This is a genomic window from Micromonospora gifhornensis (assembly GCF_016863515.1).
GTDB lineage: Bacteria > Actinomycetota > Actinomycetes > Mycobacteriales > Micromonosporaceae > Micromonospora > Micromonospora gifhornensis.
On sequence record NZ_BOPA01000018.1, the window covers coordinates 126,042 to 151,247 of the forward strand.

At 71.1% G+C, this 25,206-nt stretch carries 18 protein-coding genes; 10 read left to right on the top strand and 8 right to left on the bottom strand.

The window, feature by feature from the left end; translation table 11 throughout:
* The first annotated feature begins 29 nt into the window (after window positions 1–29).
* Window positions 30–3,221: an OmpL47-type beta-barrel domain-containing protein gene (locus Vgi01_RS13055; protein WP_204291168.1), complete on the top strand. Its 3,192-nt coding sequence runs from the start codon at window positions 30–32 to the stop codon at window positions 3,219–3,221.
* A 26-nt stretch (window positions 3,222–3,247) separates the two neighbouring features.
* Window positions 3,248–3,880 (top strand): hypothetical protein, encoded by a 633-nt coding sequence (locus Vgi01_RS13060; protein ID WP_204291169.1) that lies wholly within the window; start codon window positions 3,248–3,250, stop codon window positions 3,878–3,880.
* Between the two features lie 92 nt (window positions 3,881–3,972).
* Here Vgi01_RS13060 and Vgi01_RS13065 read toward each other — a convergent pair whose 3' ends face one another.
* Complete coding sequence (locus tag Vgi01_RS13065; protein ID WP_204291170.1) at window positions 3,973–5,157, bottom strand: cytochrome P450; 1,185 nt, start codon at window positions 5,155–5,157, stop codon at window positions 3,973–3,975.
* Between the two features lie 244 nt (window positions 5,158–5,401).
* On the opposite strand from Vgi01_RS13065, the gene Vgi01_RS13070 reads away from it, so the two are divergent.
* From Vgi01_RS13070 to Vgi01_RS13080, 3 genes are all read left to right on the top strand, one after another.
* Window positions 5,402–8,779, top strand: coding sequence for a beta-L-arabinofuranosidase domain-containing protein (locus tag Vgi01_RS13070; protein WP_204291171.1), 3,378 nt, complete (start codon window positions 5,402–5,404; stop codon window positions 8,777–8,779).
* Window positions 8,780–9,030: 251 nt separating this feature from the next.
* Complete coding sequence (locus Vgi01_RS13075; protein ID WP_204291172.1) at window positions 9,031–10,056, top strand: LacI family DNA-binding transcriptional regulator; 1,026 nt, start codon at window positions 9,031–9,033, stop codon at window positions 10,054–10,056.
* 119 nt (window positions 10,057–10,175) lie between these two features.
* Window positions 10,176–10,991, top strand: coding sequence for an SAM-dependent methyltransferase (locus tag Vgi01_RS13080; RefSeq protein ID WP_233197081.1), 816 nt, complete (start codon window positions 10,176–10,178; stop codon window positions 10,989–10,991).
* A gap of 9 nt (window positions 10,992–11,000) precedes the next feature.
* Here the strand turns inward: Vgi01_RS13080 and Vgi01_RS13085 are convergent, their stop codons facing one another.
* Window positions 11,001–11,954, bottom strand: coding sequence for a DMT family transporter (locus Vgi01_RS13085; protein ID WP_204291173.1), 954 nt, complete (start codon window positions 11,952–11,954; stop codon window positions 11,001–11,003).
* On the opposite strand from Vgi01_RS13085, the gene Vgi01_RS13090 reads away from it, so the two are divergent.
* Entirely contained in the window at window positions 11,953–13,356 is a 1,404-nt protein-coding gene (locus Vgi01_RS13090; protein ID WP_204291174.1) for an aminotransferase-like domain-containing protein, read from the top strand. The genes Vgi01_RS13085 and Vgi01_RS13090 overlap by 2 nt on opposite strands.
* A 41-nt stretch (window positions 13,357–13,397) precedes the next feature.
* On the opposite strand, the gene Vgi01_RS13095 is transcribed toward Vgi01_RS13090, so the two are convergent.
* The 5 genes from Vgi01_RS13095 to katG form a co-directional block, all read right to left on the bottom strand.
* Window positions 13,398–14,246, bottom strand: coding sequence for an ABC transporter permease (locus Vgi01_RS13095; RefSeq protein WP_204291175.1), 849 nt, complete (start codon window positions 14,244–14,246; stop codon window positions 13,398–13,400).
* Window positions 14,243–15,316, bottom strand: a complete 1,074-nt coding sequence (locus Vgi01_RS13100; protein ID WP_239088927.1) for an ABC transporter ATP-binding protein — start codon at window positions 15,314–15,316, stop codon at window positions 14,243–14,245. Before Vgi01_RS13100 ends, Vgi01_RS13095 begins: the two co-directional genes overlap by 4 nt.
* A complete protein-coding gene (locus Vgi01_RS13105) occupies window positions 15,313–16,419 on the bottom strand; it encodes a hypothetical protein (RefSeq protein ID WP_204291176.1) in 1,107 nt (368 codons plus the stop codon). The genes Vgi01_RS13100 and Vgi01_RS13105 overlap by 4 nt, the downstream gene beginning before the upstream one ends.
* Window positions 16,403–16,927, bottom strand: coding sequence for an RNA polymerase sigma factor (locus tag Vgi01_RS13110; protein ID WP_233197078.1), 525 nt, complete (start codon window positions 16,925–16,927; stop codon window positions 16,403–16,405). Before Vgi01_RS13110 ends, Vgi01_RS13105 begins: the two co-directional genes overlap by 17 nt.
* Window positions 16,928–17,156: 229 nt before the next feature.
* Entirely contained in the window at window positions 17,157–19,352 is a 2,196-nt protein-coding gene (katG, locus tag Vgi01_RS13115) for a catalase/peroxidase HPI (RefSeq protein ID WP_204291177.1), read from the bottom strand.
* A gap of 239 nt (window positions 19,353–19,591) precedes the next feature.
* Between katG and Vgi01_RS13120 the strand changes: the two genes are divergently transcribed.
* Window positions 19,592–20,053, top strand: a complete 462-nt coding sequence (locus Vgi01_RS13120; protein ID WP_233197077.1) for a VOC family protein — start codon at window positions 19,592–19,594, stop codon at window positions 20,051–20,053.
* A 391-nt stretch (window positions 20,054–20,444) separates the two neighbouring features.
* A complete protein-coding gene (gene argS, locus Vgi01_RS13125; RefSeq protein ID WP_204291178.1) occupies window positions 20,445–22,166 on the top strand; it encodes an arginine--tRNA ligase in 1,722 nt (573 codons plus the stop codon).
* A gap of 133 nt (window positions 22,167–22,299) precedes the next feature.
* Here argS and Vgi01_RS13130 read toward each other — a convergent pair whose 3' ends face one another.
* Window positions 22,300–23,040, bottom strand: a complete 741-nt coding sequence (locus tag Vgi01_RS13130; RefSeq protein ID WP_239088928.1) for a DUF8817 family protein — start codon at window positions 23,038–23,040, stop codon at window positions 22,300–22,302.
* A 291-nt stretch (window positions 23,041–23,331) separates the two neighbouring features.
* On the opposite strand from Vgi01_RS13130, the gene Vgi01_RS13135 reads away from it, so the two are divergent.
* Window positions 23,332–24,867: a glycoside hydrolase family 43 protein gene (locus Vgi01_RS13135; protein ID WP_239088929.1), complete on the top strand. Its 1,536-nt coding sequence runs from the start codon at window positions 23,332–23,334 to the stop codon at window positions 24,865–24,867.
* 85 nt (window positions 24,868–24,952) lie between these two features.
* Window positions 24,953–25,180 carry a cation:proton antiporter regulatory subunit gene (locus Vgi01_RS13140; protein ID WP_013733504.1) on the top strand — a complete coding sequence of 76 codons (228 nt, stop codon included), beginning with the start codon at window positions 24,953–24,955 and terminating at the stop codon, window positions 25,178–25,180.
* Window positions 25,181–25,206 lie beyond the last annotated feature (26 nt).

Consider the following 25,206-nt stretch of genomic DNA (forward strand, 5'->3'; position numbering starts at 1 on the left):
CCGCCACCATTCACCCGTCCCGTGAGGAGATGGACACCGTGAACACCACCGTGGGGCGGCACACCGCTCCACCCTCGCGCCACCGTCCACGTCGGGCGGTCGCCGTGGCGGCGGTCGTCGGGCTCGTCGCCGCCGGCCTGACCGGCATCGCCAGCCCGGCGCAGGCCGCCGAACCCGAGTCGTACACCTTCACCAACACCGTCAACCCGATCCTCGGTGACGGCAGCTACTACTCCGCCGACCCGGCGCCGCTCGTCGTGCCGGCCGGTGCCCCCGGTAACCCGGGCCAGGCGGATCAGCTCTACATCTACACCGGCCACGACCAGGCCGGACCAGCCACCAACGACTTCATCATGAACGAGTGGGGGGCGTTGCGCAGCACCGACGTCGAGTCGGGCCAGTGGACGCACTTCCCGTCGTTGATGCGCCCGGAGACCACGTTCGCCTGGGCGACCCCCGGCCGGGCGTACGCCGGTCAGGTGGTCCGGGGCGTGGACGGCCGCTACTACTGGTACGTCCCGATCCACGAGCGGGACAGCCCGGCGTCGGACAAGTTCGCCATCGGCGTGGCCGTCTCGTCGAGCCCGACCGGCCCGTGGACCGACCACGCGGGCGGACCGATCGTCTCGCAGCGGGTGCCCACCGCCAACACCATCCACAACATCGACCCGACGATCCTCGTCGACGGTGAAGGTCCCGACCAGCGGGTCTACCTGTGGTGGGGTTCGTTCAGCCAGCTGCGGATGCTCGAACTCGGCCAGGACATGAAGACGCCGATCGGCGCGGTGCGGACCGTCACCGGGCTGACCGGCTTCTTCGAGGGCGCCTGGGCCTTCAAGCGCAACGGCACCTACTACCTGGCGTACGCCGGCAACAACGCCGGCCCGACCTCGCAGTGCACCCCGGCGAACTACCACGCCTGCCTGGCCTACGCGACGGCGTCGTCGCCGCAGGGCCCGTGGACCTACCGGGGCACGTTCCTGCGGCCGGTCTCCTCGACCACCAGCCACCCGGGCGTGGTGGAGTTCGACGGGCAGTGGTACCTCGCGTACCACACCGCCGACGCCGTCGGCGGCGGTCACTTCCGCCGGTCGGTGGCGATCGACCCGCTGGAGTGGGACGACACGCAGAACCCGCCCCGGATCAAGCTGGTCACCCCGACCCCGGCCAAGGGCCGTGACCTCACCCCCCGGCCGAACATCGCCCAGGAGGCGCGGGTCACCGTCTCCAACGAGCCGGTACCCACCCAGTACTGGGTGAAGGCGCTCAACGACGAGATCGTCCGACGCAACCCGTTGCCGCCGGACATGTGGGGCACCTGGACCGGCAACCACCCGCCGCAGCAGTGGGTGCAGTACACCTGGGACCAGCCGATGCGGATCAACGGTTCGCAGATCGAGTTCTGGAACGACCAGCCGCAGGGCACCGGGGTCGGGGTGGCGGCCCCTGCCCGCTGGCGCATCCAGTACTGGAACCTCGACACCGGGCAGTGGGCCGACGTACCGAACCCGAGCGGCTACCCGACCGGCACCCAGGGCTTCCAGAACACCACTTTCGACCCGGTGACCACCACGCAGGTCCGGGCGGTCTTCGACGCCTCGACGAACGGCAGCACCTACTCCGCGGTGGCGGTCGAGGAATGGAAGGTCCTCGCCGCGCAGCCGGAGACCGTCAGCGCGCCGGCGATGACCGTGGAGGTGGGGGAGACCGACCTGCCGGACACCCTGCCGGTGTCCTTCGGCGCCGAGACGCTGCGCGTGCCGGTCTACTGGGACGAGGTCACGCCGGACGACGTGGCGACGCCCCGGACCTTCACCATCTCCGGCACCGTGCTCGGCTACGCCGCCGGGCGGGTCTCCGCACAGCTCACCGTGATCTCCCCGGACGACACCGAAGGGGACGAGACCGCACCGACGGTGACGCTCACGCCCAGTGGCAGTTCGGGCAGCGCGGGCTGGTTCCGCTCGGCGGTGCGGGTGCGGGTCGCCGGCGTCGACGACCGGGGCGGCCGGTTGAGCATCTCCTCGCGGGTCGACGACGGCGAACCGGCCGTCGTGAACGACGTGCGGCACGTCGACGTCACCGTCACCGGCGACGGCGAGCACACCGTCACGGCGACCGCGACCGACCGTGCCGGCAACGTCTCGACGCCGGCCAGTCTCGCCGTACGCATCGACGCCGTCGCCCCGGTCAGCACGGCGACCGTGCACGGCACCACTCGTACGGTCACGGTGACCGCGACCGACGCGACCTCCGGGGTGGCCCGGATCGAGTACGCCATCGGTACTGGCGGGTGGCAGACCTACACCGGTCCGGTCGCGGCACCGGACGCCAACCGGCACACCCTGTCGTTCCGGGCGCTCGACGTGGCCGGGAACCTGGAAACCGCCAAGACGGTGGCCATCCCGGCGGACCTGTCCGGGCCGCTGACCGGCAACATCGCACCGATCGCCACCCCGGCCGCCTCCTACACGGCGAGCTGGAACAGCCTCACCGCGCTCAACGACAACGCCGACCCGACCAACCCGGGCCAGGCCCAGATCTGGGGCACCTGGTCCGGCACCCGGCCGGCCACCCAGTGGGTGCAGTACACCTGGTCGCGTCCGGTACGGATCACCGGCACCGAGCTGAAGTTCTGGCGCGACTCCAACCAGGGCTCCGGCGACGGTGTCGCCCAACCCGACGGCTGGGTGCTGCAGTACTGGGACGAGACCGGCTCGTCCTGGCGCGACGTGACCGGGGCCGGCGGCTACGGCACCAGCACCACCGCCTTCAACACCGTCTCCTTCGACCCGGTCACCACCTCGCGGGTGCGGGCCACGATCCGGGCCAACGGCAACGGCACGACCTGGTCGGCGGTGGCGATCACCGAGTGGCGGGTCTTCGCCGACGACCCGGGTGTCGTACCGGAGCTGCCGGTGACGGTGACCGCGCAGCCGCGATGCGTGGCCGGCAGGGCGTACGTGGCGGTGCAGGTCCGCAACGACCACGACGCGCCGGTCGACGTCACCGTGCAGACCGCGTACGGCGAACGTGTCTTCGCCGCCGTGGCACCCGGTGGCAACGCCTACCAGCAGTTCACCACCCGTACCGCCTCCATGCCGGCCGGTACGGCGACCGTCCGCGTCAGCGGCTCGGTCGACGGCAGGGACGTGACGACCGCCGTCACCGCGCAACACACCGGCGTCGACTGCGCCGCCGATCCCCGACAAGCCCAGTAATCACAGACGACGAACGGAGAAACGAAATGAACACATGGAGTCGTAAGCGGCTGCTGGCCGCCGGTGCGTCCGGTGCCCTGCTGGCCGGTGTGGTGGCGGTGGGTTCGCCTGCCTTCGCCGAGCCGGGTGACGAGGCCGGGGTGGAGGTGACCGTCGAGATCGAGGAGATCCGGGAGCCGGGTGTCCTGGCCATGACGGTGGCCGCCGACTCGGTGACCCTGACCGAGGACGGGTCGACGCTGCTGGTCCGCCAGTTCACCGGCACGCTGCCGACGGTGACGGTCACCGACACCCGTACGCCGGACGAGGTGCCCGCTGGTGCCGCGTGGGCGGTGTTGGGTAGCGCCACCGATTTCGTCGGTGACGCGGATCAGGCGCCGATCGGTGCCGGTCACCTGGGTTGGAAGCCGAAGCTGATCGACGGTGGGGACACCGGTCTGGTCAGTGAGGGTGAGGAGGTCGTCACGGTGTTGGACGAGCCGACTCAGCCGGGTAACAACGTGGGTCTGGTGGACCAGGAGTTGCTGGTGTCGACCTTCGACTCGGGTGCGGTCGCCGGTGGCGAGTACACCGTTGACGCGGATCTGTTCCTGCGGACTCCGGCGGATGTCGAGGCTGGTGCGTACACCTCGACGCTGACCCTGTCCCTGTTCGAGTGATACGGCGGTCGGGGGCCGCGTGGGCGGCCCCCGACCATCACCTGTGGCCCGCAGGGGGGTGGAGCATGACACTACGACGGACCGGACCGGATTCAGACCCGCATCGGCAGCCCGTCGTGATGCAGCCGGAAACCGTCGAGCTGCGCCGGATCGACCGTGAGACGCAGGCCCGGCAACTCCTGCGCGATCCGTTCGAACATGATCCGGCTCTCCAGCCGGGCCAGGTGGGCGCCGAGACAGAAGTGGATGCCGTATCCGAACGCGATGTGCCGCCCCACGTCGGCGCGGTGGATGTCGAACTCGTGCGGCCGCTCGAACACCGCCGGGTCGCGGTTGGCACCCCACAACGACAGGCCCACCCGGTCGTACGCCGGGATCCGTCCGCCGCCCAACTCGATGTCGGCGAAGGCGAACCGCGGCGGCACGATCTCGACGGGCCCCCGGAAACGCAACGTCTCCTCGACCACCGCGGCGGCCAGCGACGGGTCGGCCCGCAGGGCCTGCCACTGCTCGGGATGGCTCAACAACAACCGGAGTCCGTTGCCGATCAGGTCGACGGTGGTCTCCTGTCCGGCGATGAGCAGCAGTTGCACCAGGGCCACCAACTCGTCGCGGTCGAGCCGGTCGTCCCGGTCCTCGGCGACCACCAGCGCGGTGATCAGATCGTCGGCCGGCGTCGCCCGACGCGCGGCGGCCAACTCGTCGAGGTACGCCGCGAAGGCGCTCGTCGCCGCCGGGCCGTCCGGGCTGGCCGACACGATCGCCGCCGACCAGGCGCGGAACTGCGGCCGGTCGGGCTCGGGAATGCCCACCAGTTCGGCGATGACGTTGACCGGCACCGGGTCGGCGAGGTCGGTGACGGCGTCGATGTGCCCCAGCTGGCGAGCCCGTGCGACCAGCCGGTAGGCGAGATCGGTGATCCACGGCTCCAGCCGGGCCACGGCCCGCGCGGTGAATCCACCGCTGACCAGCCCCCGCAGCCGGGTGTGATCCGGTGGGTCGAGGTTGATGAGCTGCCGGGACTCGATCCGGGCCGCCTCGGGCAGGTCGTCCGGCCGGCGCTGCCACCCGCCGGGGCCGCGCCGGTGCATCTCGTGCCCGATCTCGGGGTGCCGCAGCCCGGCCAGCACGTCGGCGTGCCCCGCGACGACCCACAACCGGTTGCCGGCCGGGTCGACCTGCGGCACCGGCCCGCCGCTGGCGCGTACCCGGTCGTAGAAGGGGTGTGGGTCGTGGCGGACCGCAGGGTCCCACAACTCCGAGACACCAAAGGCCACCGAACCTCCCCAACTGTGAATGAGTTAGCGCTAACATATGGATGTTTCAGAGAGGTGTCAATCAAGGGACTTTTCCTTGAACGGAGCGTCGTAAGCCCCTATGGTGAGCGCTAACAACGGATCACTCCTGACATCGATGGCTCGGACCCGGCCGGCCCAAGGCCGCCGGCTCGCGGCGAGCGTTGCGGACCGCATGGGGAGTCGCGATGGATCCGAGCCACCCCACCCGGAAGGAAGGTCCACTGTGGCGCAATTCGAGAAGCTTCCCGTCAGTCGACGTCAGGTTCTCCAGGCGTCAGCCGTCGGAGTCGCCGCGGGTGCCCTCCCGGCCGCCGTGGCCCAGGCCGGTGCCAGGCCCGATCCGACCTCCCCGCGGGTGCTCACCGCGACCACGACCGACCTTGGTCCCGGTGCCACCGCCCCGGTCCGGCCGTTCCGCCTGCGCGACGTGACCCTGGGCAACGGCCTGTTCCAGGAGAAGCGCGACCGGATGAAGAACTATCTCCGGCAGCTCGACGAGCGGCGTTTCCTGGTGCTGTTCAACAACCAGGCCGGCCGGCCGAACCCGGCCGGCGTCACCGCGCCCGGCGGCTGGGAGGACGGCGGTCTGCTCAGCGGCCACTGGGCCGGCCACGTCATGACCGCCCTGGCGCAGGGCTACGCCGACCACGGCGAGCCGATCTTCAAGAGCAAGCTCGACTGGATCGTCGGCGAACTCGCGGCCTGCCAGGCGGCGATCACCGCACGGATGGGCAGCGGTGGCCCCGGCACCGAAGATCCGGAGGAGCCACAGATCGGTCGGGTGTCGGGCCGGTTCGGCACCGGGTTGCGGCTCAACGGCCCCAGCCGGGCCGAACACGTCACGCTGCCCCAGGAGGCGATCAGCCAGCTCACCGATTTCACCATCGCCACCTGGGTGAACCTCGCTGCCGCGCAGAGCTGGAGCCGGCTGTTCGACTTCGGGCAGAACGCCACGGTCAACATGTTCCTGACCCCCCGGGCCGGGGTCACCGGCAACGTGCCGCGGTTCGCGATCACCGTCAGCGGCAGCGGTGGTGAGCAGCGCATCGACGGCACCACGGCGCTGCCGACCAACCAGTGGGTGCACCTGGCGGTGACCCTGACCCAGCAGACCGGGACGCTCTACGTCAACGGCGAGCAGGTCGGCCAGAACACCAACATGACACTGAGCCCGGCGAACCTCGGCAATCCGGGCAACCGGTGGATCGGGCGGTCCCAGTACGGCGACGCGATGCTCAACGCCACCGTCGACGAGTTCCACATCTTCGACCGGGCGTTGAGCCCGCAGGAGATCCAGTCCCTGCAGGACTCCCCGGCCGGCAGCACCGGCGGCGGGTCGATCGCCTGGTACCGGTTCGAGGAGGAGGGCGGTACCACCATCCGCGACGCCTCGCCCAACGGCCGCGACGGCGGCATCGTGGCGAGCCAGAGCGGCGACGGCCCGCTGTGGGTGCCGACGCACCCCGGCTACCTCGGTGCCATCCCGGAGGACGCGGTGCTGCGGCTCGGCCCGCCCCGCTGGGCGGTGTACGGCAGCAACGCGACCACCAACACCTGGGCGCCCTGGTACACCCAGCACAAGATCATGCGGGGGCTGCTCGACGCGTACTACCACACCGACAACGCCACCGCCCTCGACGTCGTCGCCAAGATGGCCGGCTGGGCGCACCTCGCACTGACCATCGGCGACAAGAACCACCCGGCGTACACCGGCCCGATCACCCGGGACAACCTCAACTACATGTGGGACCTCTACATCGCCGGAGAGACCGGCGGCGCGAACGAGGTCTTCCCCGAGATCTACGCGCTCACCGGCGACCAGAAGCACCTGGAGACCGCCACACTCTTCGACAACCGGGAGTCGCTCTTCGACGCCTGCGTCGAGAACCGCGACATCCTCGTCGTCACCCCGCAGAACAACCCCGGCCGTCGCCGCCCGGACCGGTTGCACGCCAACTCGCACGTGCCGCAGTTCGTCGGCTACCTGCGGGTCTACGAGCACAGTGGGGACACCGAATACTTCCAGGCCGCGAAGAACTTCTACGGCATGGTCGTCCCGCACCGCATGTACGCCAACGGCGGTACGGGTGGCAACTACCCGGGCTCCAACAACAACATCGAGCTGTTCCAGAACCGGGGCAACATCGCCAACTCGATCGCCCAGGGTGGCGCGGAGACCTGCACCACGTACAACCTGCTCAAGCTGGCCCGGAACCTGTTCTTCCACGAGCACGACGCGGCCTACCTCGACTACTACGAGCGGGGCCTGATCAACCAGATCGCCGGCTCGCGCGCCGACACCACCACCGTCAGCAACCCGCAGGTCACCTACTTCCAGCCGCTGACCCCGGGGGCGAACCGCGGCTACGGCAACACCGGCACCTGTTGCGGCGGCACCGGGGTCGAGAACCACACGAAGTACCAGGAGACCATCTACTTCAAGTCCGCCGACGGCGACACCCTCTGGGTCAACCTGTACGTCGCCTCGACCCTGACCTGGGAGGAGCGCGACTTCACCATCACCCAGCAGACCGACTACCCGCGGGCGGACCGCACCCGACTGACCGTGGAGGGCAGCGGCCCGCTGGACATCAAGCTGCGGGTGCCCGGCTGGGTGCGCAAGGGCTTCTTCGTCACGATCAACGGCGTGGCCCAGCAGGTCACCGCCACCGCCAACAGCTACCTGACCCTCAGCCGCACCTGGCAGCCGGGTGACGTCATCGAGATCCGGATGCCGTTCAGCATCCGCATCGAGCGGGCGCTGGACCGTCCGGACACCCAGTCGGTCTTCTGGGGCCCCGTCCTGCTGCAGGTGCTCGGCAACCCGGGCAGCGGCAACTACCGCGAACTGTCCCTGTACCGCCACCTCAAGCGCGACGGCGACTACGCCCGCGCGGCGATCACCCCGGCGGCCACCACCGCGGCGGGGGACCAGCTGTTCACCGCGAACGGCTTCACGCTGCGGCCGTACTACATCGGCGACACGCAGGCGGCGTCGTCGTACTTCCGGCGGGTGGAACCGACAGTGGTGTTCGGGGCCGTCGACACCGGCGTGCCCAACCGCAAGCGCAACGACGGCCTGCCGAACTACGACATCCCGGTGACCGACGTGCCGTCGCCGGGCACCGACGGTCCGACCTTCCTCGATCTGGTGTGGGACGAGGCACCGTTCGCCAACCACGGCCAGTTCGTGTCGACGGTGACCCGCATCGCCGGGGAGTTCGTCGAGGCCGGGCTGTTCACCGCGGCCGAGCGCAACACGATCGTCACGCAGGCCGCCCGCTCGAACGCCGAACTCGATCCGGGGCACACCTGGAACGTCGAGGTCCAGGTACGCACACAGCTCATCGGCGGCCGGGTCTACCTCGCGGTGAACGCGGTGAACGCCGACGAGGTGCCGTTGACCATCGAACTCGACACCGCGTACGGCTCGCGGACGGTCACCGACGTCGCCGTCGGCAAGCCCGCCTACCAGTCGTTCAACACGCGTCTGGCGGCGATCCCGGCCGGCACGGTGACCGTCGTGGTCACCGGGACGGTCGACGGCGAGCCGGTCACCACGCGGATCGAGGCGGCGTATCCGGCGGTCAGCGCCTCCTGATCGCCGGGTCGGGGGCGGCGCGGACGGCGCCGCCCCCGAACGGTCCCGGCCGGTCACCTCACAGCCGCCTCCGCAGGTCCGAAAAACGCTTTCGGGACGCGAGTCACGGCGCGATCTCCCGGAGTCTTCCGACGCCGATTTCCGTGTAATGTTCGGCCAAGCCACAAGGGTTGAGACGGGCGTCAGACCGCCACCCGGCCGAAAATTCCGGAAAGGTTTCAGTGACCGACGGCGTCAGGAGAACGCACCGCATGACCGAGTCCGAGGTGCCTGCCAAGCGTCCACCCACGCTCAGCGACGTCGCGAAGCTCGCCGGGGTGTCGGTCGCGACCGCGTCCAAGGCCATCAACGGGCGCGGTGAGGTGCGGGCGACCACGCGGGTACGGGTGCTCGAAGCCGCGGAACTGCTGTCGTTCGCGCCGAACGCTCTGGCCCGCGGGTTGCTCAGCGGCCGGACCGGCACGGTCGGTCTGCTGACCAGCGACCTGGAGGGGCGCTTCTCGATCCCCATCCTGATGGGTGCCGAGGACGCTTTCGGGGCCGGGCAGGTCTCGGTCTTCCTGTGTGACGCGCGCGGCGACGCCATCCGCGAGAAGCACCACGTGCAGGCGCTGCTCTCCCGCCGGGTCGACGGCCTGATCGTGGTCGGCTCCCGCACCGACCCCCGTCCGCCGTTGGCCGGCAACATTCCCGTGCCGGTGGTCTACGTCTACGCGCCCTCGGCCGATCCGAAGGACATCTCGATCACCGCCGACAACGTGGGCGGCGGTCGTCTCGCCATCGAACATCTGCTCTCCTGCGGGCGGCGCAACATCGCCCACATCACCGGCGAAGCCGGCTTCCAGGCGGCCCGCGACCGCGTCGAAGGCGCCACTGCCGCGCTGACCGACGCCGGGTTGCGCATGGTCGGCGACCGGCCCTACTTCGGGTCGTGGGAGGAGTCCTGGGGTCGAGCCGCCACCCACATGATCGTCGAGCAGCATCCCGAGGTCGACGCGATCTTCTGCGGCAGCGACCAGATCGGCCGGGGTGTCCTGGACGCGCTTCGTGACCTCGGCCGCGACGTGCCGGGCACGATAGCGGTGATCGGCTTCGACAACTGGGAGGCCATCTCCGCCGACTCCCGTCCCCGCCTGACGAGCGTCGACATGAACCTCAAGCACCTCGGGGCGGTGGCCGGCAAGCGGCTGTTCGAAGCCATCGACGGCACGGTGCCCCGGTCGGAACAGTTGCCCTGCCGCGTGGTGATGCGCGAGTCGACGATGTCGGTCGGCTGACTCGCCGCCGCACACCACACCCGCATGGGACGGGGGCCGCTGAGCGTACGGTCAGGGATCGACTCTAAACTTTCCATCCATATCTCGACCTGGATCCAAACGAGACCGAGGGTGCGATCGTGGCGGATGGTGTGACCGTAACGGACGGCGAACAGAACAGGCCCACGTTGGACACCGGCGTGCCGCAGACAGCGCGGATCTGGAACTACCTGCTCGGCGGCAAGGACAACTTCGCCGTCGACCGTGAGGTCGGCGATCAGATCATCTCGAACCTGCCGCAGTTGGCGGAGAACGCCCGGCTCTCCCGGGCCTACCTCACCCGCGCGGTGCGCTATCTGGCCGGTGAGGCCGGCATCCGGCAGTTCCTCGACATCGGCACCGGCCTGCCCACCGCCGACAACACCCACGAGGTGGCCCAGTCGGTCAACCCGCAGGCCCGCATCGTCTACGTCGACAACGACCCGCTGGTGCTGACCCATGCCCGGGCGTTGCTTGTCGGTACGCCCGAGGGGGCCACCGACTACGTCGACGCCGACCTGCGGGATCCGCAGGCGATCCTGCGCGAGGCGGCGCGGACGCTGGACCTGAGCCAGCCGGTGGCGCTGATCCTGATGGGCGTCCTCGGCCACGTCGAGTCCGACGACGAGGCGAAGTCGATCATCAACAGCATCATGGCCGCCCTGCCGTCCGGCAGCTACCTGGCGATGTACGACGGCAGTGACACCAGCGAGGCGGTCACCGAGGCGGTGCGGATCTGGAACATCTCCGCCAACCCGAAGTACCACCTGCGCAGCCCCGAGCGGATCGCCGCCCTGTTCGACGGACTGGAACTGGTCGAGCCCGGCGTCGTCTCGGTCACTCGCTGGCGGCCCGAGGGCACCGATCCCGAGCCCGCCGCGATCGACCAGTACTGCGCGGTCGGGCGTAAGCCGTAACCGGCGTCGTCACCGTCGGCGGGCCGCCGCCGGGGTGACCACGATCGCCTGCCCGGTGGTGCGGGTGCGCTGGATCAGCGCGACACAGGCCAGCACCACCAGGGCGGCGACGATCGAGGCGGGCGTGACCCGCTCGTCGAGCAGCAGGGCCGACCAGGCCAGGGTGAGCACGGGCTGCGCGAGTTGGAGCTGACCGACCTGGGCGATGCCGCCCCGGGCCAGCCCGGCGTACCAGGCGAAGAAGCCGAGGAACATCGACACCACGGTGAGGTAGCCGAACGCCGACCAGCCGCCGGCGTCGGCGTGCGGGGGAGTGGCCACAGCGACGGCGGCGACGATCGGCACGGTGACCGGCAACGACAGCACCAGGGCCCAGCAGATCGTCCGGGCACCGCCCAGCTCACGGGCGAGCGCGCCGCCCTCGGCGTACCCGAGCCCGGCGAGCACGACCGCCGCGAGCAGGAACAGGTCGGCCACGGCCGGCGCGCCGACCACCGCGCCGTTGGCGACCAGGAAGGCGAGCACCGCCAGCAGACCGCCGGTGCTGGCGATCCAGAACAGCGGCGGTGGGCGTTCGCCGGCACGCAGCACCGCGAACATGGCGGTCATGGCGGGCAGTACGGTGATGACGATCGCGCCGTGCGAGGCGGTCTGGCTGGTCAGCGCCAACGAGGTGAACAGCGGAAAGCCGACCACCACGCCGAGCGCGACGAGTGACAGCCGACGCCACTGGCGGGGGCTCGGCCACGGCGCCGCGGTGATCCACAGATAGCCCCCGGCCAGCACCGCCGCGCCGACACAACGGCCGAAGGCGACGAACCACGGGTCGAGTTGCTGCACCGCGACCCGGGTGGCCGGTAGCGACATGCTGAACGCGAGCACACCCAGCGCGCCGAGCAGGAGACCGGTCGCCCGGTCGCCCGCTATCGTCCGCCGCTCGGTAGCGCTACTCTTCTCTCTCATGAATGACGGTAACGCAACCGACCGCGTTATCCAAGATCTACGTCGGGCGGCAGCCGCCGCCGGCCCCGGCACCCGGCTGCCGTCGGTACGCGAGCTGACCAGCCGCCATCGGGCCTCGCCGGTCACCGTCGCCGAGGCGATCCGGCACCTCGTCCGGGAAGGGCTGATCGAGACCCGGCCCGGCCAAGGCACCTATGTGGCCGCCCGAGCGGTCGAGCCCCGTACCGTCGACCTGTCCTGGCAGACCGTCGCGCTCGGCCCCCGCCGCCCCGGCGACGAACAGTTGCAGGCGTTACTGGCGTTACCGCCCGCCGGAGCGATTCCGCTCTCCGGCGGCTACCTCGACCCGGAGCTGCAACCGGCGGCCGCACTCGGCGCCGCGCTCACCCGCGCCGCCCGGCAACCCGCGTCATGGCAGCGCGGACCGGTCGAAGGGCGGGCCGACCTGCGCGCCTGGTTCGCCCGCGAGATCGGCGGCGGACTGCGCGCCGAAGACATGGCGATCTGCCCGGGTGGGCAGGCCGCGTTGTCGACGGCGCTGCGGGCGCTCGCCGCGCCCGGCGACGCCCTGCTCGTCGAATCGCCGACCTACCTGGGCGCGCTGGCCGCCGCCGAGGCAGCGGGACTGCGGGTGGTGCCCGTCCCCGCCGACGCCGACGGCGTACGCCCCGACCACCTCGCCGCCGCGTTCGCCCGTACCGGTGCCCGGCTGTTCTACTGCCAACCGTTGTACGCCAACCCGCACGGCGCCACCCTGGCCGCCCACCGCCGCGCCCTGGTCGCCGAGGCGGTACGCGACGCCGGGGCGTTCCTGATCGAGGACGACTACGCCCGCGACCTCACCATCGACGGACCGGCCCCGCCGCCCCTGGCCGCCGACGACCGGGACGGGCACGTCGTCTACCTGCGCTCGCTGACCAAGTCGGCCGCTCCCGGACTGCGGGTCGCCGCGATCGGGGCGCTCGGACCGGCCGGCGCCCGGATCCGCGCCGCCCGGTTGCTGGACGACTTCTTCGTCGCCGGCCCACTGCAACAGGCCACCATCGAGTTCGTCACCGCCCCGGCGTGGACGCGTCACCACCGGGCGCTGCGCACCGCGCTGCGGGACCGGCGCGAGGCGCTGCTGACCGCGCTGCGCCGACACCTGCCGGACCTGGCCGACCGGCTGCCGGTTCCGCGCGGCGGCCTGCATCTGTGGCTGCCGCTGCCCGAGGGCACCGACGACGTCGCGGTGGCCACCGCCGCGGCTGCCGACGGCGTCGTCGTCTTTCCCGGCCGCCCCTGGTACGCCGCCGAACCACCGGCGGCGCACCTGCGCCTCACCTACGCCGCCGCCGCACCGGAACTGATGGACGAAGCCGTCCGCCGGCTGGCCCGCGTCCTGCGACGACGCACCGGGTAGGCGACGTGCGGCAACGCCCGCCGCCGCACGGATGCTGCGGATCACAGGTCGCGGCGGCGGAACACCATCCCGGTGAGCCCGAGCACGAGGACGACCCAGAGTCCCGCCCAGGCCAGATAGGTGACGGTGAGCGAGGCGTCGCTGAGGAACGGGTGGCCCTGCATGGCCGGGCCGAACTGCCGCAGCACTGTCGGGTCCTGGAAGGCGTTCATGGCACCGCGCCACAGCCCGTCGGTCGGCAGCAGCATCCGGGAGACCGTGCCCACCCGGGCCACGCTGTCGTTGTCCAGCGCGGTGCCGAACGCGCCCACCACCCCCGCGATCCAGGTGGCCCCGAACAGGCCGACGGCCACCACACCCGAGGCCATCGGTGAGCTGACACTGGAGAGCAGCAGGCCGAGGGTGAGCAGCACGACTGTCTGCGCGGCGAGCAACGCCAGACCGGTCACCGGCTGCGGGGGCCAGTAGCCGACGGTCACCCGGACGACAAGCAGTTGCGCCAGGCCGGCCAGGGCGACGAAGCCGGCCCCGAAGGCGATCAGCCCGAGCCACTTGCCCACCAGCACCGCGAAGCGGTGCACCGGTCGGGCCAGGATCGCCAGCGCCGCCCCGGACTCCATGTCGCCGGCCAGGGTGGGACCGGCGAGGAACGCCGTACCGAGTGCGGCGATCAGGCTCAGGCCGAACATCACCAGGTTGAGCACCATGGCCGCGACAAGTCGCGCCTCGCCGCTGGTCAGCCCGCCGAATTCGGCGTCGATCCGGGAGAACCCCCAGGCGCTGAGCGCCAGCAGCACGATCGTCAGCGCGGCCAGCGAGCGCAACACCCGCCGCCGCGTGGCCTCCTGCAGGGTGAGCGCGGCCACGGTGAGTACGGTCCGGACGGTCATCGCCCTTCCCCTCCGGTACGGAGGATGGCCAGCAGCCGCTCCTCGAGACTGACCCGCCCGGGCTCGACGGCGTGCACGCGCACCCCGAGGCCGACCAGGTCGGCCACCAGCTGCGGCACGGTGGTCGGTTCCGGCTCGCTCGGCAGCGTGACGGTGTACAGGTTCCCCTCCTGGGCGAGCGGACCCGCCGCGGCCAACCGGTCGCGGGCCGGCTCGGTCACCCCGTCGAGCCGCAGTCGCAGTTCCCGTCGACCGAGCAGTTCGGCCAGCGTGCCGGCGGCGGCCACCCGCCCCTTGTCGAGAATCACCACCCGGTCGCAGACCCGCTCCACCTCACCGATGAGGTGCGAGTTGAGCAGGACGGCCACGCCCCGGGCCTTCAGGGAGAGCAGCAGGTCCCGTACGTCGGCCCGGCCGAGGGGATCCAGGGCGCTGGTCGGCTCGTCCAACACGACCAGTTCCGGGCGGGCCACCAGCGCCACGGCCAACCCGAGACGCTGCTGCATGCCCTTGGAGAAGCCGCCCACCCGGTCGCCGGCCCGGTCCGCCAGCCCGACGGCGGCCAGGCAATCCTGCCGCTCCCGCTGCGGCACGTCCGCGCCGGCGAGCCGGACGTGCAGGGCCAGCACCTCCGCCGCGGTCAGCCACGGCTGGTAGCGGAACAGTTCCGGCAGATAGCCGACCCGGGCGCGGGACCGCGGCTCGCGTGCCGGCAGCCCGAGCAGCAGCACCTCGCCCGCGTCGGGGCGGACCAGACCGAGCAGGATCTTGATGACGCTGGTCTTGCCGGCCCCGTTGGGGCCCAGCAGACCCACCACCTCACCCCGGTCCACGGTGAAGGAGACACCGTCGACCGCCGTGCGTCGCCGGTACCGCTTGCGCAGCCCCGAGCACCACACCGCCGGCGCAGGCGGCAACTCGGCCACCAACCGCGCCGCCGCGCCGAGGGAGCCGCCGTCCTGCGCCCCGGAAGGCGTGCCGTCCCGCTCGACGAGGACGCTCTGTCGGTCGACCTGCCGACCGCCGGGCCCGGTGGCCGGGCTGCCCTGCTCGGTGTCCGGGCCGGTCATCGGTCCCACCGCAGTCCGCGCGCCACCGACAGCACCTCGTCGGCGCGCAGCGGGCCGGCCACCGCGGTGACCGTCGCGCCGTCGACCCAGACCACCCCCGCCAGTACGCCGTCGCGCGAGGTGAGCACGGTGGCCGGCGTCCCGTTGACGTCGGCGGGGGAGGCGGTCAGATACCGGGCGTTGACCGGCAGCGGCAGCGTCGTACCGTCGCCGGTGAAGTGCCGCAACTGGGCCGCGACGTTCTCCGGCAGACCGGGCAGCGACAGCAGATAGTCGACCGCGGTGGACAACTCGATGCCCGACGAGTACGCCGTCGGCGCGGCCATCCGCGCCACGATCAGGTTCGGCATCCCGTGCTGGCCCGCCCACACCGCGGCGACTCCCGGGCCGGCGGTCAACCGGAACTGGCTGCCGTCGAGACCGGCGGGCGGCTCCGGCAGCGGCTCGCCGTGCGCCGCGGCCGTCTGCGCCGCCCGGGCCACCGAGAAGGTGAACACGGCGCTGGCCCGGTCACCGACCTGGAACGTCGGTTCGCCCGTCACGCCCCGGGGCAACCGGTCGAGCCGGGGCAGGGACAGCCCGGTGATCCGCTGCGCCTCGGCGGCGTCGGCGACCTCCCGGACGTTGGGCGGCTCGGTCATCTCGACCTCGCCGTACGCCGACAGGTCGGGCAGCGCGACCAGGTCGGCCTGCGCGATCGTGACCGGGGCGATCCGCTCGGTGTGGAAGATCTGCAACCAGTTCCCGGCCGCTGCGGCGCCGGCCCCACCCACAAGCGCGAGGACGGCGACGGCGGCGACCACCGGGCTGCGCAGGGCGGCACGCCAGCGACGCTTGCGGGCGACGGCGGGCACCCGGGGGCGACCGGACTCGGCCACGGTACGGCTCAACCGCTGCCAGCCCGCATCCACGTCGACGTCGGCTTCCACCCCGACACCCGGTCGTCCGCCCAGCGCCGCTGAGCTGAGCGTCGCATCCTGCCGGGCGGCGGCCAGCCCGGAGAGACAGACCGGGCAGTTCGCGACGTGCGCGCGGTCGGCGTCGGCGACACCGGCCGGCTCGTCCAGCAGACGGCGCAGCGTGCCGTCACTCGGATGACGCATGACGGTTCAACTCCTCGCGTAGGGCGGACTCGGCCCGGCGTACGGTGGTGCCGACACTGCCGGGGGAGAGATCGAGGGCGGCGGCGACCTCGGCGTAGCTGAGACCGCTGTGCCGCAGCAGCAGGGCGACGGCCTGGCGGCGGGGCAGCCGGTCCAACGCGGCGCGCACCCGTCGGCGCTCGTCGCGGGTCACCACCGCCTCCGCGATGTCGGGACCGACCGTCTCCGGGGCACCGGCGACCTGTTCACGGGCGGTGCGTCGACGGCGGGACCGGACCTGGTTCAGTGCGGTGTGCGCCGCCGCGACCGACAGCCAGCCCACCGCCTGCCCGGCCGGCACCGAGGAACGCCCGAAGGCGAGGAACACCTCCTGCGCCACGTCCTCGGCCTCGGCGCGGGAGCCGAGCACCCGGGCGGCGACCCCGACGATCCGGGGATAACAGGCCCGGAAGACCTGTTCGAGGTCGGCGCGGATGCCGTCGCGCCCGGCCGCGGCCGAACCGACCACACCATCCCCCTTCCGCACCGTACGTCCGGTGGGTCTGTGGTGGCCGCGCGCGGACCAGGCGGCCGCCGCGGCGGTCACCCGCCCCGGTGCCACGAGTCCAGCTTCCTCCTCCATACCTGTGAAGCACCGCCGACGGCCCGGAAGTGACACGCGCCGACGAATTCTCAGAAACACGTACGGGTAGCGCGGCAGTCGACGCCGCGCTACCCGTACCGTTGCCCGGCCGCGCCTACCCGCGGCCGGTGCCGAGGTCGAAGCGGTCCAGGTTCATGACCTTGACCCAGGCCGCGACGAAGTCCTGGACGAACTTCTCCTGCCCGTCCGTGCTGGCGTAGACCTCCGCGATGCCGCGCAGCTGGGAGTTCGCCCCGAAGACCAGGTCGACGGCGGTGGCCGTCCAGGTGACCTCGCCGGTGGCCCGGTTCCGACCCTCGTAGACGCCCTCGGCGGTGGTGGACACCTTCCACATGGTGTCCATGTCGAGCAGGTTCACGAAGAAGTCGTTCGTCAACGACTCGGGCCGGTCGGTGAACACCCCGTGCCGCGCCTGCCCGGTGTTGGCGTTGAGCACCCGCAGGCCACCGATCAGGGCGGTCATCTCGGGCGCGGTCAGGGTCAACAGATTGGCCCGGTCCAGCAGCAGCGTCTCCGGGGACAGCTTCTGGCCCTCCCGCACGTAGTTGCGGAACCCGTCCGCCCTCGGTTCGAGCACGGTGAACGACTCCACGTCGGTCTGCTCCTGACCGGCGTCGGTGCGGCCGGGCGCGAACGGGACCGTGACCTCGTACCCGGCGTTGCGGGCCGCCTGCTCGATGGCGGCGTTACCGCCGAGCACGATCACGTCCGCGAGGGAGACCCGCTTGCCGCCGGACTGCCCGGCGTTGAAGTCCTCCTGCACCCGCTGCAACACCGGCAGCACCGTCGCCAACTCGGCCGGGTCGTTGACCGCCCAGCTGCGCTGCGGCTCCAGGCGGATCCGCGCCCCGTTCGCCCCGCCCCGGCAGTCGGTGCCACGGAAGCTCGCCGCCGACGCCCACGCCGTACGGACCAGCTGGGGGAGGGACAGACCGCTGCCGAGCAGCGCCGCCTTGAGGGTGTCGACGTCGGCGGCGTCGATCAGCGCATGGTCGACGGGCGGCACCGGGTCCTGCCACAGCTGCGGCTCGGGCACCCACGGCCCGAGGTAGCGCGACAGCGGTCCCATGTCCCGGTGCAGCAACTTGTACCAGGCCTTCGCGAACGCCTCCGCGAGCTGGTCGGGGTGCTCGTGGAAGCGTCGTGAGATCTGTTCGTACGTCGGGTCGGCGCGCAGCGCGATGTCGCTGGTGGCCATCATCGGGGCGTACCGGATGGAGGGGTCGTGAGCGGACGGCACGGCATCGGCAGCGGCACCGTTCTTCGGCCGCCACTGCTTCGCGCCGGCCGGACTCTCGTGCACCTCCCACTCGTACCCGAAGAGGGTGTCGAAGTAGCTGTTGTCCCAGGTGATCGGGGTGGGCGTCCAGGCGCCCTCCAGGCCGCTGGTGATCGTGTCGTTGCCCTTGCCGCTGCCGTAGCTGTTCCGCCACCCCAGCCCCTGCTCCTCCAGCGGCGCGCCCTCCGGCTCGGGCCCGAGGTAGCTGGCGGGCGCGGCACCGTGGGTCTTGCCGAAGGTGTGACCGCCGGCGATGAGGGCGACGGTCTCCTCGTCGTTCATCGCCATCCGCCGGAAGGTCTCCCGGATGTCCCGGGCGGAGGCCAACGGATCGGGAGTGCCGTTGGGGCCCTCCGGGTTGACGTAGATCAACCCCATCTGCACCGCGCCGAGCGGGCCGGACAGTTCCCGGTCACCGCTGTAGCGTTCGTCGCCGAGCCAGGTGTCCTCCGGTCCCCAGAAGATCTCCTCCGGCTCCCAGACGTCGTCGCGTCCGAAGCCGAAGCCGAAGGTCTTGAAGCCCATCGACTCCAGCGCGCAGTTGCCGGCGAAGACCAGCAGGTCGGCCCAGGAGATCTTCCGGCCGTACTTCTGCTTGACCGGCCAGAGCAGCCGGCGGGCCTTGTCCAGGTTGGCGTTGTCCGGCCAGCTGTTGAGGGGGGCGAAGCGTTGCGCGCCGTCGCCGGCACCACCCCGGCCGTCCTCGATCCGGTACGTGCCGGCGGAGTGCCAGCTCATCCGGATGAACAGCGGACCGTAGTGGCCGTAGTCGGCCGGCCACCACTCCTGCGACGTGGTCATCACCTCGAAGACGTCGCGTTTGAGCGCCTCGACGTCGAGGCCGGCGAACTCGGCCGCGTAGTCGTAGGCCGCGCCCATCGGGTTGGCCCGGGGGGAGTGCTGGTGCAGCACCTGCAGGTTGAGCTGATTGGGCCACCAGTCCTGATTCGTCTTCGGTCGACCCGGCTTCGGCGCCGGGGAGGGGATTGCCGGGTTCTCGCTTTCGGACACGTCTCTCCTCTTCGAACGGGTTCTCGCCTATGTCAACTGGCCGTCCCGGTCACGAGTCACTGCGTACCGGGCGAGTCACTGTGTGCCGGGCCAGTCACTGCGTGCCGGGCCAGGATGCGTCCGCGGTGGCAGTCGCCTTCGGTAGCGTTGCGCACGCCGAGCCCGCGCCGCCGGTGGACGCCGAAATCGACGCCCGCTCGGTGACGGGCATCCACCCTCGATTCGTGGGAGACCGAAACGTGAATTCGTCTGAGCGACCCGCGTCGCCGGTACGCCAGTTGCGGCTCGTGGTCGAAGCCGACGACTACGAGGCGGCGGTGCGCTTCTACCGCGACGTGCTCGGCCTACCCGAGCAGGCGGCCTACTCCGGTGACGACGACGCCCGGGTGGTGATCCTGGATGCCGGCCGCGCCACCCTGGAGATCGCCAACCCGGCGCAGAAGCGAATGATCGACGAGGTCGAGGTCGGACAGCAGGTCGCCCCCCGACTGCGCGTGGCGTTCGAGGTCGACGACACCGCCGCCACCACCGACCGCCTGGTCGAAGCCGGTGCCACCCAGGTCGCCCCGCCCACCACCACCCCGTGGCACTCGGTCAACGCCCGCCTGGACGCCCCCGCCGACCTCCACATAACCCTCTTCCAGGAACTACACACCCCCGAAACCCGCGCCACCCTGGACGGCTTCACCACCAACCCCTAACCCCGACAGGCCACCCCCGTCCCACCCACCCTCACACCCCCTCCTGGGCCTGTTGATCAAGAGGTTTGCGTCTCGGGAATGCGTTCTGGAGACCAAAACCTCTTGATCAACAGGGCGGGGGTGGGGCGGGGGGCTGGGGCGGGCAGGGGGCGGGGTGTGGGGTGGGGGTGGGGGTGGGGGCGGTGGGCGTACAGTGCGGGTAGTTGGTGGCGCTTGGTGCGCGACCTTGGCGTTGAGGCGGTGGAGATGGGACCGGTGGTCGCCGTCCGCCGCGGGCGCCTGCGACGACGATAGTCGTCGATCTTTTCGCGCGTTCTCCGTCGTGTCCGCCGCCGTACTGCGGCCGGCCGTCGTCTTGTGACCCGCTGTCCCCGCCCTCTCGGGAGTACCCGTGACCGTGCCCTCGTTGGCCTCGTCGTTGTCCGACACCGTCTCCGCCGCCGCGACATCCCTCGGGTTGGCGGACTTCGTTGCCCAGGTGCGCCGATCGGAGCACGCCGACTTCCAGGCCGACGGGGTGCTGGCGGCGGCCCGGACGCTGCGGCGGCGTCCGCGTGACATCGCCGCGGAGGTGGTCGAGGCACTGCGCGCCGACGACCTGGTGGCCGAGGTGGCCGGGCCCGGCTTCGTCAACCTGGACCTGACCGACCGGACACTGTTGACGCAGCTCGCCGGGCGGCTCGCCGACCCCCGGCTGGGCGTCGGGACGCCGGAGACCGGGGTCACCACCGTCGTCGACTACTCGCAGCCGAACATCGCCAAGGAGATGCACGTCGGGCACCTGCGCTCCACCATCATCGGCGACGCGCTGGTACGCATCCTCGAACACCTCGGCGGCACGGTGGTACGCCGCAACCACATCGGCGACTGGGGCACCCAGTTCGGCATGCTCATCCAGTACCAGAACGAGCAGCCCGCGGCGGCCGGCGGCGACGACGCGTCGATGAGCCGGTTGGCCGCGCTGTACCGGCAGGCCCGGGCCCGGTTCGACACCGATCCGCAGTTCGCCGTACGGGCCCGGCAACGGGTGGTGGCGTTGCAGGGCGGCGACCCGGACACCGTGGCCGCCTGGCAGGACATCGTCGCCGAGTCCACCCGCTACTTCACCGAGATCTACGACCGGCTCGGCGTACGGCTGACCGCCGCCGACGCGGTCGGCGAGAGCGCGTACAACGATGCCCTGCCCGGCGTCGCCGCGGACCTGGCGGCGCAGGCGGTGGCGGTGCCCAGCGACGGCGCGCTCTGCGTCTTCTTCGACCAGGTACGCGGTCCGGACGGCGCGCCGAGCCCGCTGATCGTCCGCAAACGTGACGGTGGCTTCGGCTACGCCGCTACCGACCTGGCGGCGCTGCGGCAACGGGTCGGCGAGCTGCACGCCGACCGGCTGCTCTACGTGGTCGACGCCCGACAGTCACTGCACTTCACCATGGTCTTCGACACCGCCCGGCGAGCCGGCTGGCTACCGCCGCAGGTGTCCGCCGTGCACGTCGCCTTCGGCACGGTCCTCGGCCCGGACGGACGGCCGTTCAAGACCCGGGCCGGTGACACCGTGCGCCTGGTGGACCTGCTCACCGAGGCCGTCGACCGGGCCCGCGAGGTGGTCGCCGCCAAGAACCCGGACCTGACCGGCGCGGCCCTGCACGAGCGGGCCCGGCAGGTCGGCATCGGCGCGGTCAAGTACGCCGACCTGGCCACCAGCCGTACCCGCGACTACACCTACGACCCGCAGCGGATGCTGGCGTTGACCGGCAACACCGGCGTCTACCTCCAGTACGCGCACGCCCGGATCCGATCCCTGCTGGCCCGGGCCGGCAACCCCGCCGTCACGGTGGACCCGACGACGACACTGGAGCCGGCCGAGCGGGCGCTGATCCTCGACCTCGACGGCTTCGCCGACACCCTCACCGAGGTGCTCACCCACTACGAACCCCACCGCCTCTGCGGCTACCTGTACCGCCTGGCGCAGACCTTCACCACCTTCTACGAACACTGCCCGGTACTGCGCGCCCCCGACCCGATCCGCGCCAACCGACTGGCCCTGTGCCACCTCACCGGCGAAACCCTCCACACCGGCCTGTCCCTCCTCGGCATCCCCGCCCCCACCCACCTCTAGCCCTCCCACCCTCGCCCACCCCACCCCGCCCTCACCCTCCCGCCCTCGCCCTGGTTGATCAAGAGGTTTGCGTCTCCGGCATGCCCTTCCGAGACCAAAACCTCTTGATCAACCAGGGAAAGGGGGGCGGGAGTCAGGGGTGGGGGAGCCAGGGGGTGAGGGTGTCGGGGGTGGCGATGGAGTGGCGGATCTGGTCGCGTTCCTCGGCGGTCAGGGGCAGGGCGCGGAGTCGGTCGCCCCAGGCGGGCACCAGCTCCACCTTGCCCAGGGCGGTCGACAGTTCGATCAGGGCGGCGAGTGCCAACGCCTGCTCCACGGCGGGGGCCGCGTCGCCGTGCCGGCGCAGTCCGGAGTTGAGCGCGCGGAAGGCTGCCTGGTCGTCGCTCTTGAACTCGCGCAGGATGCGGGCGTTGTCGATCACCCGGGCCAGACCGGCCAGCTCTTTCGACCCGCCGTACTCCAGTTCGGCCGGCTCGTCGCGGCGGATGAAGGTGATGATGTTGCCGGACGGGTCGACGACGCTGAACCGCGACGCACCGGGCCGGTAGCGGGTGATCCGGGGCAACCCGCGGGACAGCATCTTGCCGTACGTGCCACGCATCCCCGCGACGAACGCGGCATGGTACGGCGCGACCGCGTCGACCATCACCAGGCAGCCGGTGTGCTGTTCGGCCGGCTCGAACCCCCGTGGCGGTCGGCCGTAGTGCAACTCGAAGCCGCTGAACTCGAAGGCGAGGAACAGGTACGGCTTGCGTTGCTCCCAGGTCACCGCGAAGCCGAGTGCCCGCCAGAAGGCGATCGTCTCGTCCGCCGCCGCGCAGGGCAGCAGCGGCACGGTGGTCTCGTTCGGCGTGATCCGTTCCTCGGTCGTCATCACCTGTTCCCCGGTTCCGGTCGATGTCCTGACCAGTGTGTCCCGCCCACGTCGTAGTACCGGGGCCCCGGGGGGACAGGCGTCGATCGTCGGGTCTGATCTGCGCTCGGGCGGACCTCGTGGCAACCGATGTACGTCGATGTCTTGACAGTGCGATGAGGGCCGTAAACACTTGCGAAACAAGCCGATAACAGTGAATCCGGCGCGTTGCCGGCAGCTGTTGTTAACGCTCACAAGCGTGCTCGGCCGTGCATTGCCGTCCCTGGACCCCGCCGGCGAGGAGAGCAACGGATGTCGAGAGTTCTGGGTCGGATGAGTGCGCTGCTCGCCGCCGCCTGCCTACTGTTGCTGCCCGCCGCGCAGGCACCCCACGCCGAAGCCGCGCAGGCACCGCGCGCCGAGGCCGCCGCGCAGGCACCGCACGCCGAGGCAGCCGCAGCGGGGCCGCGCGCCGAGGCGGCGGCGCTGGACCCGTTCACCGGATACCTGATGGCGCACTTCACCGGGGAGTCCGCCAACGGCGAGCAGGTCTATCTGGCGCACAGCTCCGACGGGCTGACCTGGCGCGACCTGAACAACGGCGGGCCGGTGCTGCTCTCCACCATCGGTACGCGTGGCGTCCGCGACCCCGCGCTGGTCCGCTCGCCCGCCGGTGACCGGTACTGGATCGTCGCGACCGATCTGCGCATCGCCAGCGGCACCTCCTGGAACGACGCCGCCAACCGGGGCAGCACCTCGCTCGTCGTGTGGGAGTCGCGTGACCTGGTGAACTGGTCCGCCCCCTGGTTGATCAACGTGGCCGGTGCGATCCCCGGAGCGGGCAACGCCTGGGCACCGGAGGCCATCTACAACCAGGCGACCGGCGACTACGTCATCTACTGGGCGACGAACTCCCCGCGCAACGGTGTCACCAAGCACCGGATCTGGTACGTGCGCACGACCGACTTCCGCAGCTTCACCGCCCCGCAGCTCTACATCGAGCGTCCGGGTGGTGGTCAGGGCATCATCGACACCCAGATCATCGAGGTGCCCAACAGCGTCGGCGGCTACCGCTACTACCGGGCCTCGGCCGACGGGCACATCGCGATCGAGGCCAGCAACTCGATCCTCGGCACCTGGACCAGCCTGGGCAACCTGTCCCACCTGGGCATCTCCAACGGCACCGGCGGCGGCAACGTGGTCGAGGGCCCGATGTGGATGCAGTTCAACGGCCGCAACGAGTGGGCGTTGTACCTCGACCAGTACGCCACCGGTCGCGGCTACCTGCCGATCACCTCGACGAACCTGGGCAGCGTCACCAACTTCCGGACCCGCTCCGACTACCACATGGGTGCCAGCCGCAAGCGGCACGGCTCGATCCTCAACCTGACCGCCGCCGAGCAGAGCCGGGTGCTCGCCCGCTGGCCGAGCAACGCCCCGGTGCACCGGATCCAGGCGTACACCCACCAGGACCGCTACGTCCGGCACGCCAACTACGACGTACGCATCGACGCCAACGTCAACCCCGCCCAGGACGCCCAGTTCCGGGTGGTGCCGGGCTTGGCCAGCAACTCCGGGTACGTGTCGTTCGAGTCGGTCAACTATCCCGGCTACTACCTGCGGCACTACGGCTTCGACTTCGTGCTGGCGGCGAACGACGGCAGTTCGGTCTTCGCCGCCGACGCCACCTACCGGCAGGTAGCCGGGCTGGGCAACGGCGGTTGGTCGTCGTTCCAGTCGTACAACTACCCCGACCGGTACATCCGGCACTACGACTACCAGCTGCGCCTCGATCCGATCACCGACACGCAGAGCCGTAACGATGCCACGTTCCGGTTGATGTCGTGACTTTCACCCACCCGGTCTGAGTCGTGCCGGCCGGTCCGACTCGTACGATGGCGCAGGAGATCGCGCAGCGGCGGCGGGAGAGATCATGGGCAAAGGCATCTACGTGCAGGAACTGCCGGGCATCGGTAAGCGGTACGACGTCGACCTGGGCAGCAACACCCAGCGGATCTCGATCGTCGTACGCCGGGACGGTGCCCGGGACCTGTACGTCTTCGCCGCCGGCGCGGACGATCCGGTAGCGGTGATCGAGATGTCGGAGGAGCAGGCCCGCAAGGTGGGCGCGCTGCTGACCGGCACCTACTTCTCCGACTAGTCGGTCCTGCCGCGGGCCCCGGGGGT

Bases quoted from the DNA above. Each gene is read 5' to 3' on its own strand.
- Vgi01_RS13055 (WP_204291168.1), top strand. From the start codon at position 30: ATGGACACCGTGAACACCACCGTGGGGCGGCACACCGCTCCACCCTCG.
- Vgi01_RS13060 (WP_204291169.1), top strand. From the start codon at position 3,248: ATGAACACATGGAGTCGTAAGCGGCTGCTGGCCGCCGGTGCGTCCGGT.
- Vgi01_RS13075 (WP_204291172.1), top strand. From the start codon at position 9,031: ATGACCGAGTCCGAGGTGCCTGCCAAGCGTCCACCCACGCTCAGCGAC.
- Vgi01_RS13090 (WP_204291174.1), top strand. From the start codon at position 11,953: ATGAATGACGGTAACGCAACCGACCGCGTTATCCAAGATCTACGTCGG.
- Vgi01_RS13085 (WP_204291173.1), bottom strand. From the start codon at position 11,954: ATGAGAGAGAAGAGTAGCGCTACCGAGCGGCGGACGATAGCGGGCGAC.
- Vgi01_RS13095 (WP_204291175.1), bottom strand. From the start codon at position 14,246: ATGACCGTCCGGACCGTACTCACCGTGGCCGCGCTCACCCTGCAGGAG.
- Vgi01_RS13100 (WP_239088927.1), bottom strand. From the start codon at position 15,316: ATGACCGGCCCGGACACCGAGCAGGGCAGCCCGGCCACCGGGCCCGGC.
- Vgi01_RS13105 (WP_204291176.1), bottom strand. From the start codon at position 16,419: ATGCGTCATCCGAGTGACGGCACGCTGCGCCGTCTGCTGGACGAGCCG.
- Vgi01_RS13130 (WP_239088928.1), bottom strand. From the start codon at position 23,040: ATGACGACCGAGGAACGGATCACGCCGAACGAGACCACCGTGCCGCTG.
- Vgi01_RS13135 (WP_239088929.1), top strand. From the start codon at position 23,332: ATGTCGAGAGTTCTGGGTCGGATGAGTGCGCTGCTCGCCGCCGCCTGC.
- Vgi01_RS13140 (WP_013733504.1), top strand. From the start codon at position 24,953: ATGGGCAAAGGCATCTACGTGCAGGAACTGCCGGGCATCGGTAAGCGG.